This is a genomic window from Pedobacter sp. ASV1-7 (genome assembly GCF_040203335.1).
Classification (GTDB): Bacteria; Bacteroidota; Bacteroidia; order Sphingobacteriales; family Sphingobacteriaceae; genus Pedobacter.
This window is the reverse complement of record NZ_JBEHBV010000001.1, coordinates 1,003,525-1,020,164: the sequence shown is the minus strand read 5'-3', so window position 1 is coordinate 1,020,164 and position 16,640 is coordinate 1,003,525. Positions and strand designations below refer to the sequence as shown.

Genomic DNA, 16,640 nt, shown 5'->3' with positions numbered 1-16,640 from the left:
TTTATAAATCGTAAATCATAACCCATAATAAGAGATGCGTAACCTTTGGATTTTCATAAACAGATATAACGCATTTTTCTTTTTCATTATTTTTTTCACAATAGGTATTATCCTGACTGTAAAAAATAATGTTTACCAGCGTAGTGTAACTGTAAACTCAACCAATGAAATCGTTGGGGATGTTTATCAGAACATGAATGTACTTAAAAAGTATCTTAACCTTGGGCCTGTAAATGATAGCCTTGGTGCCGAAAATGCAAAGCTAAAAACCGAATTGCTTGCCCTTAAAAATATTGATTCTGCAAAGACAGGTGTTGTTAAGGATACACTGAATAATCCTCAGTATACTTACTTGTCGGCAAGGGTTATTAAAAACTCCATTACTCTTCGTAATAATGTCATCACCATAAATAAAGGTAGTGCTGATGGAATTGCTCCTGATATGGCTGTAATTTCACCTGGACAAGGTGTGGTAGGTTTTGTAATGGATGTTTCCGAGCATCTGGCTACTGTCCGCTCCCTCCTTCATAAAGACACCAAAATAAGTGTTACCCAAAAAAAAAGCAATGCATTGGGAATATTGGTATGGGGCATAGGCAATGCTGATTTTACAAAAGCTTTTGTAAAAGAAATTCCGAACCATTTCAAAATTAACCTAAAAGACACTATCGTTACTTCAGGCTTTTCAAGCTTCCCTCCAGGTATTCCTGTGGGAACTGTGACAAATACTGCTGTAGCCACAGGAGACAACTTCATGTCCGTAGAAATAAAACTTTTCAATGATTTCAGTACCTTACAGTACGTTTATGTAGTCCTTGATAAATATGCAGCCGAACAAAAAGAATTAGAAGCCAAGTTGCCCCATGAATAGCAGATTAGTATTGATAAATATCGTCAGATGGGTTGTACTCCTATTAATTCAGATCCTGTTATTAAGGAACCTGAGTTTCTATAACCTGGCTACACCATTTGTTTATATCCTTTTTCTACTGCTGATCCCTTTTGGAACTCCTAACCTGCTGTTGTATCTTATTGCCTTCATTACTGGCCTAACGCTGGATGCTTTTTATGACACATTAGGTGTACATACCACAGCATGTGTTACCTTGGTTTTTGTCAGAATATCTTTTATATCATTAACGATGAACAGGGATGGCTTTGATGAACCAGAACCGACATTAGGGAACATGGGCTTTAAATGGTTTATCCTCTATGCTTTTCTATGTACCATATCCCATCATCTTGTACTTTTCTTTTTAGAAACATTCAGATTAGCTGAGTTTTCTTACACGCTTTTGAGGTGCTTTTTTAGCGCTATATTTACCTTGTTTAGTGTTATACTTATAGAATTTGTATTCTATAATAGAAAAATGCGCTAATGGATAATCTGTTTAATAGGAAATATGTTTTACAGGGATTATTCATTGTTGTTGCTTTAATTTTACTTGGAACATTATTTTATATACAGGTAGCGAGTGATAAATATTTTATTTCTGCTGAGAGTAATGTACTCCGTAAAATCTATACTTTCCCTGCGCGTGGAGTAATATTTGACCGTAATGAAAAAGCACTGGCACAAAATGAAGCCGTTTATGACCTGATGGTGATTCCCAACCAGGTAAAACCATTTGACACAATGGCCCTGTGCAATTTGATTGACATTGACTTGAAGCGCTTTAAAAGAAATTTTAATAAAGCTTTGGGCCAGTCAAGGTATCAGCCCAGTATTTTTGAGAAACAATTATCTGTACAAGTTTACGCCAAACTATCTGAGCAACTTTCGCGCTTTCCTGGTTTTTTTGTGCAAAGTCGAACCATTCGTCATTATCCGGATAGCGTAGCAGCTCATTTCCTGGGTTTTATCAAAGAAGTATCTCCAAAAGATATCAAAATTTCAGAAGGTTATTATCGCTCTGGAGATTATATAGGAAAATCTGGAGTAGAGAAGTCTTACGAAACCTTATTAAGAGGTGAAAGAGGTGTGGTAAATATGATGTATGATGCCAGAAACGTACCTAAAGGTAGTTATGCTGAAGGTAGATTTGATACTGCTGCAGTTTCTGGAGAACGCCTCATTTCATCTTTAGACATCAAGCTTCAGAAACTGGGAGAAGACCTGATGCGGAATAAGATCGGTAGTATTGTAGCCATAGAGCCAGCATCAGGAGAAATTCTAGCCTTTGTGAGCAGCCCTAGTTACGACCCCAATTTAATGGTTGGCCGGAACCAGGGAAATAACTATATGGACCTGTTAGGAAATCCAAATCGTGTATTTAACATCAGACCTATACAAGGATATTATTCTCCAGGATCTTCATTTAAACCCTTAGATGCTTTAATTGGTTTGCAGGAAGGAGTTATTGATCCGAATACAACATTTAATTGTCCCGGTTATTTTAAAGTTGGAGGCCATACCGTTAAATGCGAGCATGTTGATGGGAATATTGCTTTAAGAAAAGGGCTTGCCCGTTCTTGTAATACCTACGCCTGTTATGTATTCCAAAAATTACTCACACAACGTAAATATGTAAACCAACGGGTGGCTTATGATGAATGGCAAAAGAAAGTTAGAAAATTTGGTTTAGGAGAAAAGTTAGGAATAGATCTGCCATCAGAAAAGGACGGACGACTATATGACGCGGCCTATTATTCCAAAAAATACAGTAAATACTGGAATCACGGAACTGTGATTTCTCTTGCTATTGGTCAGGGGGAAATGGATGCGACTCCATTACAGATGGCTAACATTATGGCCATTATTGCCAATCGTGGCTACTACATCAAACCTCACCTTGTTAAGGCAATTGGGAAAAACAAGGTTATCAAAAAGGAATATGTAAAAAAGAACTATGTAGATGTTGAGGCCAGACATTTTGAACCGGTAATTGATGGGATGCAAGATGCAGTAAATGCACCATGGGGAACGGCGATCAGATCAAGAATTGATGGTATACTCATGTGTGGTAAGACTGGTACTGTACAGAACCCACGTGGAAAAAACCACTCTGTATTTATCGGATTTGCACCAAGGGACAATCCTAAAATTGCTATAGCAGTTATCGTTGAAAATGCAGGTTATGGAAGTACTTATGCAGCACCTATGGCCAGCTATATTGCCGAGCAATATTTGAAAGGATCAATCGCTAAAAACAAACTGGACCAGGTAGAATGGATGAAAAAGCAGGTGATTTTACCAGAGCTTCCTAAACCTAAGGTTAAGCTAAAACCAAAAGGTCTGGATTCGGCAGCGAAGCCTATAACTCCTCCTGCGGTTCACATTGAACAAAATCATAATGTCAATCCCCCTATCCCTATTACACAATGATCAATCAGCAAAACAGCAATAGGTTTTTCTTTAATGTAGACTGGATTACAATCCTGATTTACGTAGCACTATGTACTATTGGTTTTGCTAATATTTTTGCTTCTGTTTATAATCCAGATGAGTCGACAGCATTCAACTTTGCCACCAATTATGGTAAACAGCTCATTTTTATTATCACAGGTTTAGTATTGGGACTTTCCATTTTATTACTTGATGCCAAATTTTTCAGCATATTTTCTCCCATTATTTATGGGATTACCATCTTGCTATTGCTAGCTGTATTGGTTATCGGCCGTAACGTTGGGGGTAATCAGGCCTGGATTCCTATTGGTTCTTTTCGTTTGCAACCTTCTGAACTGGCAAAATTCGGAACGGCACTCCTCATGGCCAGATATATCAGTTCCTTTAATCCAAAGCTAACAACTTTAAAACCTGTGTTAGTTGCAGCAGCAATTATTATCCTGCCTATGTGTCTGATCATGTTGCAACCAGATGCGGGGTCAATGCTTGTCTTCCTTTCTTTCATGTTCCCCTTATACCGTGAGGGCTTACCTGGCTATCTGCTCATTATATTTTGGGGAATGGTGGTTTTATTTATCCTGAATCTTTATCTTACTTCCTGGCTGCTTATTTCACTAATTATAGCATTAGGAGGCTTGTTCATTTATTTCAATAGGAAGAAACAACGCCGGATGATTACCATTGGCATTATTACGCTTTCGGCTATTGGCTATTTATTCATTGCTAAGCTCATATTCGAAAATATACTACAACCACACCAACGGACACGTATTGAATTGATTCTGGGCCTTAAAACAGATCCAAAAGGAGCTGGATATAATGTAAACCAATCTAAGATTGCCATTGGCTCTGGTCAACTTACCGGACGAGGCTTTTTAGAGGGTACACAAACCAAGTACGGCTATGTGCCTGAACAAAGTACAGACTTTATTTTTTCAACCATAGGTGAAGAATGGGGGTTTGTTGGTTGCTTCGTAGTTATTGCCTTATACATATTCTTACTACTCAGAATCATTAACCTTGCAGAGCGACAACGTTCTACATTTTCCCGGGTCTATGGATATTGTGTTGCCTGTATAATCTTTTTCCACGTATTCATCAATATTGGAATGACTATTGGCATTGTCCCTGTAATTGGTATCCCATTACCCTTTATCAGTTACGGTGGCTCCTCTTTATGGAGCTTCACCGTGTTATTGTTTATCTTTCTGAAACTAGATTCAAACAGAATGGGCTTTATTTAGCCTCGAAGCGTTGATTTAATAAATCATAAAACTTATCTACCGTACTTTGCTTATCTGCCCAATTGTTTTTTACAGCGTAGTTATTCCGTAAAAAATTGTCTGCAGATTTAAAATCAGGCATTTTATTGATGAGTTCAATGGCTTCTGCATAAGCCAGGTTATAACCATTAAACAAATCTTTAATATAAAGCAATTTTTCATTCAGATTAATCGCCTGTTTCAGATCGGTTATTTTAGCCTTGTTATGATTATCTTCATTCAGGGTATTTGACACCTGGCTTTTGCTCGCCAGCAAATCATTTAATGTAGGTCTTACGTGTGTCTGATCTGATTCAACTACTTGTATACTTATCTTTTCTTCTTTATTCTCTTCCACTTGTTCAGCCCTTTGGAATGCTTGCAGGGGATTCAATTCCGGACTTATAACTATTTGCTCATGAATTTCCTCTTCTTCAGCTACTTCGTTAATCTGGTGATTCTGAACTTCTGTTGATTGCTCTCTTAATCTCTTTTTTTCAGCAATAATCTCTTCTTCTTCCTTACTTAAAGGTCTGTCGAAAATAGTTTCAACTGATTGTTGTTCAAATTCAAACTTATCATCTTCAACATTATCATTCATTAAAAACTCAAACTTTAGCGGCTCCGGAGAACTTTCTGTTTCTTCCTCTTTATTTACAGATTGCAGTTCATTTGCTGCATATTCGGCTTCGAGTTCTTCAAGTGTCTTTTCTTTCACCATTATAACTTCTTCTTCCGGTTTTGCAACTTCCAGATGCTCATGGTCTTTTTTGGTTTCAAATACTTCGTTCAGGACCACAGGCTCAATTTCAGTTACAGCTGTAACCTCCGATTGATCTTCGCTATGTTCAGAAAGTTCTTTTAGAGGTTTATTGCTATTAAATTTCTTTACGATTTGAACATGATCTGATAAAAAGTTTGCATTTGCAAGGAACAACTCCAGTTCCAAATCATTGAGCTGACCCGGATTACGTGCTAAAAAATCATACTGATCTTGAAGTTCATTTAATATTTGGCCTACTTTTTTGAAAATACCCTCTTGGTTCATCATAATTTAATAACGGAAAAATTGATTTTTTATGTTAGTAACTTGACCTTCAAAAGTACTACAAAATTCTGATATTAGCAGGCTCTTAAATCCTATTAAGCATGTTATTCAGCGAACAAAATTACAGAAGAGGAGAGTATTGCGGCAGCATTGAAGTAATTTGCGGCTCTATGTTTTCGGGTAAAACGGAAGAATTGCTACGAAGATTAAGACGTGCACAGATTGCTAAGTTAAATATTGAAATCTTCAAACCTAAAACAGACACCCGCTACGATGAAACGGCTGTAGTTTCACATGATCTGAATTCCATTGAATCTACACCTGTTGACAGTTCAACAGCTATTTTACTTTTAAAAGCGGATACTCAGGTTGTGGGTATTGATGAAGCCCAGTTCTTTGATGACAACTTACCCGAAGTATGTAACCAGCTTGCAAAAAAAGGAATAAGGGTGATTGTTGCCGGTCTGGATATGGATTTTATGGGTAAACCATTCGGGCCTGTCCCTGCTTTAATGGCCATTGCTGAACTGGTTACAAAAGTTAATGCGGTGTGCGTTCGGTGTGGAAGTCCGGCAATATATTCTTACCGGACTGTTGCTAATGCAAATAGAGTTCTTTTAGGAGAAAAAGACAGCTATGAACCACGTTGCCGTCATTGCTATCATCTTGGCGATATTATCGAAACACCCTTTCTATCCTAATATCATAATCGTGCCATAGATTGTTTATTATTGGCTTCTCATATTAAAATTGCAGTCCTTTGCAGGTTGAGCAAATTGAGATGAATATTGTTATTGAGAAAAAAGACATCAAAGAAGTTTACGAAACAGCTATTATACAACAAACTGCTTTTTGGTCTGAAGTAAAAACTAAGCAGGGTTTACAATCAGAAGCATTTAATTTTAAAGTTGAAGATGAAAACATTTTCGGCAATGCTTTAAAAAACACTTATACATACGCGGATTTCCTTGTATTACTCCAACCGCTGGATAATGAATATTCTGTGGCCTATGTACCTTATGGACCTGAAATAGAGCCTAATGAAGAACATCAAGGTAAATTTCTGGAAGAGTTGTCGGAATCTTTAAGAAACTATCTACCATCAAAGTGCATTTTAATCAGATATGATCTGGCCTGGGAATCTCATTGGGCTAAAGAAAGTGATAGCTTTGATGAACTTGGTAACTGGAATGGCCCTCCAGAAAAGAAATACCAGGAGTTTCGTTTTAATTTCGATACGGTAAACTGGAACCTCCGAAAAGCAAACTCGGATATCTTACCTTCTAATACTATTTTTTTAGATCTTCAAAAAAACAATGATCAAATCCTACAGGATATGAAGCCTAAAACGAGGTATAACATTAATCTATCTTACCGAAAGGGCGTGAATGTTAAAAAGGTAGGTATGGAAAATCTACATATCTGGTATGCGCTATACCAGGAAACAGCACAAAGAAACAGAATCCACATCAATGACATCAGCTATTTTAAAACAGTTTTAACAGCACGCGCTGAAAACACAGCATCGCCGGCAGATGTTGAACTGTTACTTGCAGATCTTGATGGAACGCCTTTAGCAGCAATGTTCCTGGTGATATCAGGCAACCGCGGTACTTATCTATATGGTGCTTCCTCATCTTCAAACAGAAACTACATGGCGACCTATGCACTACAGTGGGAAGCAATGAAAATCGCTAAGGAACGCGGCTGTATGGAATATGACTTTTTCGGCGTTGCACCTCGCGCAGAACCTTCACATCCTCTTTATGGTTTATATAAATTCAAAACAGGATTCGGTGGTGAGCTTTATCATAGAATGGGATGTTGGGACTACCCCCTGAATCTCGAGCAATATAACAGATTTATCGCAGCAGAAATGCAAAGTCAGGGCTACCACCTCTAATGAAAGTTAAAAATAACCATTCTCTTCTCCGTCTGGCACCTTTTTCTGAAGGGAAAATTGCCTATGCCGGCTCAGAGAAGGTAATTTTTATTTCAAAGTGCAATATACGACATGCTATATGCATCCTGCTAAAACAAAAATCACCTTCTCTGAAGAGCATAGGAAAATTTTGTCCTCCTTCAGGGCAAAAGGTTCCAGCGATCAAGAGAACGGTTATTTTTGAGCTTCCGCTTCCGCCTTTGCTTCTGCTTTAGCTTTCTTCTTAAAGAAACCTCTCAACAGAAAGTTATGCTGCAATGCTTCCATATTCTCATCTAACTTCTTGCTGCTAGTTTCCAGGTTATGCATAATTCCTTTCACCTGATCTGCAGTTTTCTGATCATTGATCAATAAACCTACAGCATTATCTGTCTGATTAAATTTAGCTGTAGCTTTATTCAGATTATCTGTCATTGCTGATGCCGAGGCAGCTGTTTTTTGCAGTTCATTAATAGACCTTTCCAACTGTGCAAACACTGCTGTATCCGTCATCATTTTATCTGCCAGGCCACCTTTCGTATTCAATGTTTTAGAGAAAGCAGTCATTTCGGCTGCCATTTTATTTGCAGAGGCAGTCGTTGTTTTCAAATTCTCAACAATTGCTTTAAAATTATTAGCAACCTGCTCATCAGCAAGAAGTGCACCTGCAGTCCCCTTACCATCCACAAGATTCTTTGCCAACACTTTAAAATCAGAAGTTACATCAACAAGGTTTTTATTATTCACCTGAAAAGTCTTCATGATATCATCAGTAGAAAGCGTGTTTGCAACCTGTAGTTGATCACCATCCTCTACAAAAGGGAATTTAGTGCTACCGCCGGTAATTACCACAATTTTGTTTCCTATCAATCCGTCGGAGCTAATACTAGCTGATGCATTCTTATGAATATACTTATGAGCATCCTCTTCAATATTCATAAAAACCTGAACCTGAGAAATCCCATAAAACTGAATCTTTTTGATGGTTCCGATTTTCACACCCGAGAACCACACATTATTTCCGGCTTTCAACCCCTGTATATCATTGAAGACAGCATTTACAGTAAAGCTCTTTACAAAGGCTTTCCTCTGGCTCCCTAAAGTGAATACCCCTAAAACGAATATCACCAGTCCCAGAAGTATAAATACCCCTACTGTTATCTGTTTACGGTTGTCTGTTGCTTGCATATATATTATTGAATAAAATTATAATCATAAAAAGGTTTCACCCTTTCGTCGCTTGTGTTAAATACATCTTCAAATGGACCGATACGCTGGAACTGTCCATCCAAAAGCATTGCTACCCTGTTGCCAACTGCTTTAGCACAAGTTAAATCGTGCGTAATCACAATAGAACTGGTATGAAAGCGCTGTTGCACTTCATTAATCAGGTTATTTATTTCTAAGCAGGTAATAGGATCCAAACCTGCAGTTGGTTCATCATAGAGCATAATTTCTGGTCGTAAGATCAAAGTTCTGGCAATACCAATTCTTTTTCTTTGTCCGCCCGATAACTCTGAAGGCATCTGGTTAATTGTCTGTAACAGTCCTACAGCGTCCAGCATTTCCTCTACCGCCATATTTACCTCAGCTTTAGTCAGGTTTCTTTGATTTCTCACCAGTGGAAACTCGAGGTTCCCTCTTACCGTCATACTATCATACAAGGCACTATTCTGGAAGGAGAAACCGACCTTTAATCTGAGACTTAATAATTCTTTATAAGAGATCTGATCTACATACTGGTCCAGCACTTTCACCATCCCTGCATCAGGGGTAAGCAAACCTACAATGATTTTTATCAATACCGATTTCCCTGTACCCGATTTCCCGAGTACCACCAGGTTTTCTCCTTTAAATAGGTCAAGGTCTACTCCTTTAAGCACATGATAATTTCCGAACGACTTCTTCAAGCCTTTAATTTCAATTACCTTTTCGGTATTTTTAAGTACAGGTTTTACTTCCATCATAATGCTTAGCCTCTAAATAATCCAAAAAACTGTACGGAGACCACCTCTTCAATGAAGATAAGGAACATCGCAATAACTACAGCTGAATTTGCGGCTTTACCTACACCTTCAGTTCCTTTTGATGAATTATACCCTTGATAACAACCTACCATACCTATTGTAAACCCAAATAATACAGCTTTAATCGTTGAAGCTGTGATATCAAGAAAAGTGATCTGTTCTAATGAAGATTGAAAAAATGCTTTCGCACTAGTCCCCTCACTTAAAGAAACATTCAGTAAAGCGCCCAGCATTCCAACCATTGCCGTATAAAAAGTAAGAATTGGAATGGTAATCGTTGCAGCCAGAACACGGGTGGTGACTAAAAATTTAAAAGGGTTAGTAGCTGAAACTTCCATAGCATCTATCTGCTCGGTAACCCGCATGGACCCCAATTCAGCACCAATACTTGAACCCACTTTACCAGCAGCGATTAGTCCCGTTAGCAGAGGAGCCAGCGTTCTAAGTAAGGCGATTCCCACTAATGAAGGCAACCATGATGTCGCTCCAAACTCAGATAGTGATGGACGCGATTGTTTAGTAAATACTATACCAGTAATAAATCCAGTGGTAGAAATCAGCAATGCGGAACGATAACCGATCTCATAACATTGTCTGAATAATTCTTTCCATTCATAAGGAGGAAGAAAACCTTCTTTAAAAAAGCGTGCTATGAATTTATAAACATCGTATAAAGTCAAAAACATACGAGCCAGTTTTCCTGGCCCCTTTACTTCTTCTTCTGGTATGGATATATTTTCAGCTTTGTTCTCCATGAATAAGGCTTAATTTCATAAATTGTCTCTTAGAGGTATTAAAAACACAAGGCTCTTTCTCGTCGGTAACGACTGAAGCAAACCTTGAGCCATAATTCTGTAAAGTTAGTTCTTGCAGTACAAATACAATGCAATTTTCTAATTAGAAAGGTGTTTAGCTTTTATTTAGAATGATTACGCCTGCATCAGACTGACAAAACAGCTCCAAAAGTCAGTAAAAAAAAGCAATTAATTGATAATAATTAAAAATAATACAGTTTGATTTGGAATAAATCTAAATAATAATCACCTTTGTGCCAATCAGTTTTTAATATGCAAGATTTAACCATTCAACCAGCTATCGATTTTGTTGAAGTGTTTAGCACTAAATCAGGTTCTATTTATCAGTCTGACGCTGAGAATTGCTGGTATATTGATTTTGCAGGGAAGCTAGCGAGTTTTGATTACCGTAATATTTTAAAACTAAAGAAGGCAGTTTATAATATTGATATTGAAGGCATCCTGTTAAACAGTGAAAAGTCTCCGGATGTTGAAATTATCTTTATCTGTGCCTGTGACCATTGCTATGTGCTATCTTTATTGGAAATCATAGCTTTAAAAGAGTTACTACAGGGAACCTTCGTGATGTTAGAATTAAATCATATTATTTACGATCGTTTACATCGCATCATTATCTAATTCTTACTAGAATTAGATTCTTTCCATATTAACCTTATTTTCACTATTTTAAATAGTTAGCAGTATTTTTGTATTAAGAAATACGAACAATTGAACTTAATACATATATACAATGAAAGATATTATGCGTGTTAAGTGTTTACTCTCCTCAGATGTAGAGACACTTATTAATCAACAAATAAAAAAAGAAGCTCATTCCTCAGCAATATATTTATCAATGGCTTCATGGTGTAACCGTAATGGTTATGACTTTTCTGCGGATTATTTCTTTAAACAAGCAGAAGAAGAAAGACAACACCAATTGAAATTCTTTAAATATGTTTTAGACATGGGTGGTAATTCAATTTCTCCTGAAATTACTAATGTTAAAGCTGAATACAATTCATTCCGTGAGGTTTTTGAAGAGGCTTTAGAGCAGGAAATTGCAGTTACCCAATCTATCAAAAACATTGCTGCACGTTGCTATAAAGAACAAGACTTTGTAACTATCGAATTCTTAAACTGGTTCTTTAAAGAACAAAGAGAAGAAGAATACAAAGCTAGAAGAGCACTAGAATTGTTTGACGTTATTGGTGAAGAGGGAACTGGCAGATGGCAGATTGACAAACATGTTGGTCAGATTAAATACGAAGAAGCTTAATACCAATAGTTCCGGTATTCCGGCCATATTATAAAAAGCACTTACTCCTGCAAAAAGCAAAACAGTAAGTGCTTTTTTTTGTTTTATGATTATTCCGCACAGGCCATGTCAAAGAAAAAAGATAAAAAGAAGAAAAAGGACAAAAAGAAAAAGGAATGCTGTGAAAAGTATAAGGAAGGAAAGCGTTGTAAAAACTGCCCCAATGGTTAATCCTGCTACTTTATTACTGTAAATTCTTTTTTCAGTTTGATGTCTTCTGACGAACTGCCTATCATCACTATAAATTTCCCTGGTTCAACTGTCCAGTTCATATTTTTATCGAGGATAGCCAGGTCGTCAGGTTTTAAACTAAATTTCACTGTCTTTGTTTCTCCTGGTGCAAGGCTTACCCGTTCAAATCCTCTTAAAACAGATTCGTAGGTAGTCACACTACTTACTACATCTTTTAAATATAACTGAACAACTTCATCACCTTTACGCGAGCCTGTATTTTTTACATCTACACTTACATCTACTGCTGCCTGCTGGCGAACTTCTTTTGCGCTTAGCTGCAGGTTAGTATAGTCAAAACTTGTATAGCTCAATCCATAACCAAATGGATACAATGCTCCAAGCACTCTTGTTGTACCGTTACCATTAGGATCATCTTTCTTTCCCTGTGCAGCCTGAGAACCTTGTTTAAAAGGGAAATTAAGTTCAATCTGTCCAATAGATTTTGGATAAGTCATGGTTAATTTACCTCCGGGATTATTTTCTCCGAACAAAGTTTCTGCAACCACTTTTCCTGCCGATGGGCCAGGGAAACCAGCTTGTAAAATTGCTGGCAGATAGCGATTTTCCCAATTGATGGTTAAAGGTCGTCCATTTACCATTACCATAACTATTGGCTTTCCAGTCGCATGCAGAGCCTGTAAAAGCAATAATTGCCGACCAGGCAAATTTAATCCTGTCCTTGATTTACTCTCTCCAACCTGCTTATCTGTTTCTCCCACTACAGCAATAACAACATCTACATTTTTTGCTTCAGCAACAGCCAGATCAATTTGTTCCTGTTCCTTTTTTGTTAATACTGTAGGTATAATTTCACTCTCCGGCCATGTTGCATCAATTACTTCACAACCTTTGCTATAACTCACATTTGCTTTCTTTCCTACGAAAGTCTTAATCCCATCCAAAATAGAGGTAATGGGATTATTAGAAGGGCCATATCTGCTCGTCGTATAATCTACCTCAGTCGCCAACGGTCCGGTCACTAATATATTCTTATAATTATTAATGTTTAAAGGCAACAGATTCTTTTCATTTTTCAATAGCACCATAGACTCTCTGTTCAGTTGGAGAGCCATCTCCTGATCAGCTTTAGTATTAACTTTCCGATCTGCCTCTGCTGGAGATTTCACATAAGGATCATCAAATAGTCCTAATTTAAATTTCACTCTTAGCACATCCCCTACCCGTTCATCCAGCGTTTTCATAGATACAGCACCTTCATTTACCAATTCCCTTAAGGGAAGAATAAAATTCTCGGGCATAGTAAAATGAGTACGTACATTTAAGCCCGCTTCTATAGATTGCCTAACCGCTTCTTTATAATCTTCCGCAACATGATGTTTACCAGAAAGGAATTCAACCGCCTCACTGTCTGAAACCACATAGCCATTAAATCCATATTGTTTACGCAATAACTCAGTCAAAAAATAATAACTACCTGTAATTGGTTCTCCATCCCAATCGTTATAGCTACTCATGATACCCATTGGTTTAGCTTCCTGAATAACCCGTTTAAAAGGGTACAGAAACATTTCATGCATCTCCCTTGGTGCAACATGCGGATCAGTACGTGCTTGTCCGTCGCGACCACCTTTAGGCACACTATATACTGCATAATGCTTTAATGTAGCAGCAACACCTTGATCCTGTATACCCAGTGTCATTTGTTTACCCAGTTCAGCAATCAAAAAAGGATCTTCTGCATAGCATTCTACCACCCTACCCCATCTCGGATCTCTGGCTACATCAAGAATCGGCGCATACACGTTGGTGTACCCTAATACCCTTGCTTCACGTCCAACAGTACTTCCTGCCCGATAGACCAGCTCCTTGTTCCAGGTACTTCCTATATTCACAGGAGCAGGAAAAGGAGTTGCCCGATCGTGACATAAACCATGGATTCCCTCATTGGTAAAATCTACCGGAATACCCATGCGTGTTTCTTCAACAAACCATTTTTGAACAGTATTGATGGCATTAGCATGTTTACTATATGGAAATGAGTACTGAGTTTCAGCTTTCTTATTATAAGGCAGACTATTTAACTGTTCGTCAATATTAGCGATTCCATCTTTCCATATTTTTGTCTTCCATTCCGTAGTTGGCATTTCATCTTTCAACACTCTCCCATAACCGTAGAGTGTGGCTGTCTGACAAGTTTTTTCATCAATATTCATCTGGCTAAGCAGGTCATTGACCCTTGCATCAATAGGTTTTGAAGGATCTTCGAAAACATCTATTTTACCATTCTTGTTGAAATCTACCCAGCCTTTATGGTAAATACTTTTTTTCTGTGCATTTGCGACTGTACCTACCAACAGCAAGACCGCTAATACAATGCCTCCTTGTTTCATCATGTATTATTCCTAAAATATGTAGAAGGCTAAATTAATTCATTAGCCCCTATATAAGTTGGCTTTTAGATCAACCATTTTGGCTTATACCATTTTTCAAGTTTATCCATCAAGTCTTCCAGACGAATGGGTTTACCAATATAATCGTCCATACCAGCATCTAAACAATCTTGTTCATCACCACTTAGTACATTTGCTGTTAAAGCAATAATAACTGGTTGTTTGGATTGATTTCTTCTGATCAGTCGAGTTGCCTCCAGACCACCCATTAATGGCATTTGCACATCCATTAAGACAATGTCATAATGTTTTTCATTAACAGCATCAATGGCTTCTTTTCCATTTCTCACCAGGTCGGGCTTATAACCTAATCGATCAAGTATATTAACAATTACCAACTGGTTTATCATTTTATCCTCTGCGACCAGCAATTTGCATGGATATTTTGTTGAAAAATCAGCAGACAAGTTTTTACGAAATGTCTCTTCTTCTATTTCTGCATGTTTTGTTGTTTGCAATGCATTTGAGATTTGTTTACTAAGAACATGCTGGCGGATAGGCTTTGTCATAACCGAATAAAACAAACCACGCTGACTCTCTTCAAATTCTTCGCCAATGGAACTAAGCAAAAGGATCGGAATAAATGGATAGCGTTGTTTAATCAACCTGGCTAACATTACACCATCCATTCCGGGCATTTGCATATCTGTAATCACTAAGTCAATTGCCGGATCAAGCGACAGCATTGATAATGCCTGTTTAGCCGAATTGGCCGATATAGATTGTAAGTTCCAATATCCGAGCTGTTTATTTAAAATAGTCCGGTTCGTAGCATTATCATCAACAACCATTACCTTTTTGCCAACATGTTCAGTCATGCTGAAATTGGGATATGGCAATAGTAATTTAGTCCCAATCTGCATACGTACCATAAATGAGAAAGTCGATCCCTGATCCAGCTCACTTTCAACATTAATTTCGCCACCCATAAGCTTTACAATTCTTTCTGAGATTGCGAGCCCCAGCCCAGTACCTCCATACTTACGGGTTGTAGAAGAATCAACCTGCGAAAAAGCGCTGAACAAATTATCCAATTTATCGGCCGCTATTCCAATACCTGTATCACGTACTGCAAATTTCAATTCGAACTCTCCATTTTGTAAATTATTCCCCATAGAAACCTTTACAAAAACTTCACCTCGTTCAGTGAATTTCATAGAATTTCCGACCAAATTAATCAATACCTGACGCAGTCGTAGCTGATCTCCCAAAATTTGCGAAGGAACCTCTTCATCAATATGATAAACTAAATCCAGCTGAAGTTCAGCAGATTTCACTGCAAATATATCAAGGACATCTTCAATACATTTACGCAAGTTAAAATCATCAGGTTCCAATTCCATATGGCCTGATTCTATTTTAGAAAAGTCCAGTATATCGTTGATCACATTAATCAATGCTTCGCCGCTATTCGCAATCACATCTGCAAACATATACTGCTCTTTATTCAAGTCAGTTTCCTTTAAAAGCATCGCCATCCCCATTACACCATTCATAGGGGTACGGATCTCATGGCTCATGTTAGCCAGAAAGATGCTTTTTGCCTTATTGGCCCGATCGGCATCAGCTCTGGCTTTTTCCAATTCTAAATTAGCTGCTTTAAGTTTCTTATTCGCTTTTTCCAATACCAGTTCATTCTGCTGCCGAATCGATGATAGCTGAGCTTCTTTTTGTAGTTCGGCCATTTCTAAGGTCTGCACAACCTGCCTTTCATTAGATTTCCTTAGTAAGTAAGCCCATAATCCACAGATAAAAAAGATCATGTCGGCAAGCAATATATGAATTATAAAAGTCTGTAAATCAAAATTATCCAACCGTGTAAAATAGATTTCGTTCACCCCACTATTTTGCATATAACCAAATACCGCATGATGGACCATCACTACAATGAGGATAGGTAACTGTAGCTTCCATTTCTCATAGGTGATTAGCAGCGTACTTCCAATAAAGGCAAAGAAATGCATTTCGAATAAACCATGCATCTGGTAAATGAATTGTGCCATAAACACACCCAGCACTGCACTTAAAACGTATTGATAAAGATTGGACGATGGTAAAAAAAACTTCGCAGAATAATAAGCCAGCAAAGAAAGACCACCTACTCCAAATGCAATTAACCAGGTATCATAAAATTGTGCAAAGATTAGCCCGACAAGGAAGTATCCCCATAAGAAGTAATTCATTAAACGATCCGTTCTTTGCTTAATGCCTAAAAATAGTAAGCGGTTCTGGCTATCAGAAATAGTTATATGATTATTCGAAATCATTTTTAAATCAGT

The 16,640-nt window shown here is 37.7% G+C and carries 14 protein-coding genes; 8 read left to right on the top strand and 6 right to left on the bottom strand.

Going from position 1 to position 16,640, the window contains the following annotated elements:
* Nucleotides 1-34 precede the first annotated feature (34 nt).
* The 4 genes from mreC to rodA are packed head-to-tail and all read left to right on the top strand — an operon-like array spanning nt 35 to nt 4,590.
* Nucleotides 35-871 carry a rod shape-determining protein MreC gene (gene mreC, locus ABDJ41_RS04370; RefSeq protein WP_349784527.1) on the top strand — a complete coding sequence of 279 codons (837 nt, stop codon included), beginning with the start codon at nt 35-37 and terminating at the stop codon, nt 869-871.
* Nucleotides 864-1,379, top strand: coding sequence for a rod shape-determining protein MreD (locus tag ABDJ41_RS04365; RefSeq protein ID WP_349784525.1), 516 nt, complete (start codon nt 864-866; stop codon nt 1,377-1,379). Before mreC ends, ABDJ41_RS04365 begins: the two co-directional genes overlap by 8 nt.
* Nucleotides 1,379-3,325, top strand: a complete 1,947-nt coding sequence (gene mrdA / locus ABDJ41_RS04360) for a penicillin-binding protein 2 (RefSeq protein ID WP_349784524.1) — start codon at nt 1,379-1,381, stop codon at nt 3,323-3,325. The genes ABDJ41_RS04365 and mrdA overlap by 1 nt, the downstream gene beginning before the upstream one ends.
* A complete protein-coding gene (gene rodA / locus ABDJ41_RS04355) occupies nt 3,325-4,590 on the top strand; it encodes a rod shape-determining protein RodA (RefSeq protein WP_502930327.1) in 1,266 nt (421 codons plus the stop codon). Before mrdA ends, rodA begins: the two co-directional genes overlap by 1 nt.
* Here rodA and ABDJ41_RS04350 read toward each other — a convergent pair.
* Nucleotides 4,583-5,659, bottom strand: coding sequence for a DUF8457 domain-containing protein (locus ABDJ41_RS04350; protein ID WP_349784521.1), 1,077 nt, complete (start codon nt 5,657-5,659; stop codon nt 4,583-4,585). The genes rodA and ABDJ41_RS04350 overlap by 8 nt on opposite strands.
* Nucleotides 5,660-5,757: 98 nt before the next feature.
* On the opposite strand from ABDJ41_RS04350, the gene ABDJ41_RS04345 reads away from it, so the two are divergent.
* Both ABDJ41_RS04345 and ABDJ41_RS04340 read left to right on the top strand, forming a co-directional pair.
* On the top strand, nt 5,758-6,357 hold the full coding sequence (locus tag ABDJ41_RS04345) for a thymidine kinase (protein ID WP_349784520.1): 600 nt from the start codon (nt 5,758-5,760) through the stop codon (nt 6,355-6,357).
* A gap of 80 nt (nt 6,358-6,437) precedes the next feature.
* A complete protein-coding gene (locus ABDJ41_RS04340) occupies nt 6,438-7,559 on the top strand; it encodes a lipid II:glycine glycyltransferase FemX (RefSeq protein ID WP_349784519.1) in 1,122 nt (373 codons plus the stop codon).
* 213 nt (nt 7,560-7,772) lie between these two features.
* On the opposite strand, the gene ABDJ41_RS04335 is transcribed toward ABDJ41_RS04340, so the two are convergent.
* From ABDJ41_RS04335 to ABDJ41_RS04325, 3 genes are read right to left on the bottom strand one after another with little or no spacing between them, the layout of a single operon-like run.
* Complete coding sequence (locus ABDJ41_RS04335; RefSeq protein WP_349784518.1) at nt 7,773-8,765, bottom strand: MlaD family protein; 993 nt, start codon at nt 8,763-8,765, stop codon at nt 7,773-7,775.
* Between the two features lie 5 nt (nt 8,766-8,770).
* The gene (locus ABDJ41_RS04330) at nt 8,771-9,544 is read right to left on the bottom strand and encodes an ABC transporter ATP-binding protein (protein ID WP_349784517.1); all 774 of its coding nucleotides are present in this window, start codon (nt 9,542-9,544) and stop codon (nt 8,771-8,773) included.
* A gap of 5 nt (nt 9,545-9,549) precedes the next feature.
* A complete protein-coding gene (locus tag ABDJ41_RS04325) occupies nt 9,550-10,359 on the bottom strand; it encodes an MlaE family ABC transporter permease (protein ID WP_349784516.1) in 810 nt (269 codons plus the stop codon).
* 312 nt (nt 10,360-10,671) lie between these two features.
* On the opposite strand from ABDJ41_RS04325, the gene ABDJ41_RS04320 reads away from it, so the two are divergent.
* The gene (locus tag ABDJ41_RS04320) at nt 10,672-11,037 is read left to right on the top strand and encodes a hypothetical protein (protein ID WP_349784514.1); all 366 of its coding nucleotides are present in this window, start codon (nt 10,672-10,674) and stop codon (nt 11,035-11,037) included.
* Nucleotides 11,038-11,149: 112 nt separating this feature from the next.
* Entirely contained in the window at nt 11,150-11,677 is a 528-nt protein-coding gene (locus ABDJ41_RS04315) for a ferritin (protein ID WP_349784513.1), read from the top strand.
* Between the two features lie 215 nt (nt 11,678-11,892).
* On the opposite strand, the gene ABDJ41_RS04310 is transcribed toward ABDJ41_RS04315, so the two are convergent.
* Nucleotides 11,893-14,304 (bottom strand): glycoside hydrolase family 3 N-terminal domain-containing protein, encoded by a 2,412-nt coding sequence (locus tag ABDJ41_RS04310; protein ID WP_349784512.1) that lies wholly within the window; start codon nt 14,302-14,304, stop codon nt 11,893-11,895.
* A 62-nt stretch (nt 14,305-14,366) separates the two neighbouring features.
* On the bottom strand, nt 14,367-16,628 hold the full coding sequence (locus ABDJ41_RS04305; RefSeq protein WP_349784511.1) for a response regulator: 2,262 nt from the start codon (nt 16,626-16,628) through the stop codon (nt 14,367-14,369).
* Nucleotides 16,629-16,640: the final 12 nt, after the last annotated feature.

What these genes read in the sequence shown, in the direction of transcription:
- mreC (WP_349784527.1), top strand. Translation starts at nt 35, where the DNA reads ATGCGTAACCTTTGGATTTTCATAAACAGATATAACGCATTTTTCTTT.
- ABDJ41_RS04365 (WP_349784525.1), top strand. Translation starts at nt 864, where the DNA reads ATGAATAGCAGATTAGTATTGATAAATATCGTCAGATGGGTTGTACTC.
- mrdA (WP_349784524.1), top strand. Translation starts at nt 1,379, where the DNA reads ATGGATAATCTGTTTAATAGGAAATATGTTTTACAGGGATTATTCATT.
- ABDJ41_RS04350 (WP_349784521.1), bottom strand. Translation starts at nt 5,659, where the DNA reads ATGATGAACCAAGAGGGTATTTTCAAAAAAGTAGGCCAAATATTAAAT.
- ABDJ41_RS04345 (WP_349784520.1), top strand. Translation starts at nt 5,758, where the DNA reads ATGTTATTCAGCGAACAAAATTACAGAAGAGGAGAGTATTGCGGCAGC.
- ABDJ41_RS04340 (WP_349784519.1), top strand. Translation starts at nt 6,438, where the DNA reads ATGAATATTGTTATTGAGAAAAAAGACATCAAAGAAGTTTACGAAACA.
- ABDJ41_RS04335 (WP_349784518.1), bottom strand. Translation starts at nt 8,765, where the DNA reads ATGCAAGCAACAGACAACCGTAAACAGATAACAGTAGGGGTATTTATA.
- ABDJ41_RS04330 (WP_349784517.1), bottom strand. Translation starts at nt 9,544, where the DNA reads ATGATGGAAGTAAAACCTGTACTTAAAAATACCGAAAAGGTAATTGAA.
- ABDJ41_RS04325 (WP_349784516.1), bottom strand. Translation starts at nt 10,359, where the DNA reads ATGGAGAACAAAGCTGAAAATATATCCATACCAGAAGAAGAAGTAAAG.
- ABDJ41_RS04320 (WP_349784514.1), top strand. Translation starts at nt 10,672, where the DNA reads ATGCAAGATTTAACCATTCAACCAGCTATCGATTTTGTTGAAGTGTTT.
- ABDJ41_RS04315 (WP_349784513.1), top strand. Translation starts at nt 11,150, where the DNA reads ATGAAAGATATTATGCGTGTTAAGTGTTTACTCTCCTCAGATGTAGAG.
- ABDJ41_RS04310 (WP_349784512.1), bottom strand. Translation starts at nt 14,304, where the DNA reads ATGATGAAACAAGGAGGCATTGTATTAGCGGTCTTGCTGTTGGTAGGT.
- ABDJ41_RS04305 (WP_349784511.1), bottom strand. Translation starts at nt 16,628, where the DNA reads ATGATTTCGAATAATCATATAACTATTTCTGATAGCCAGAACCGCTTA.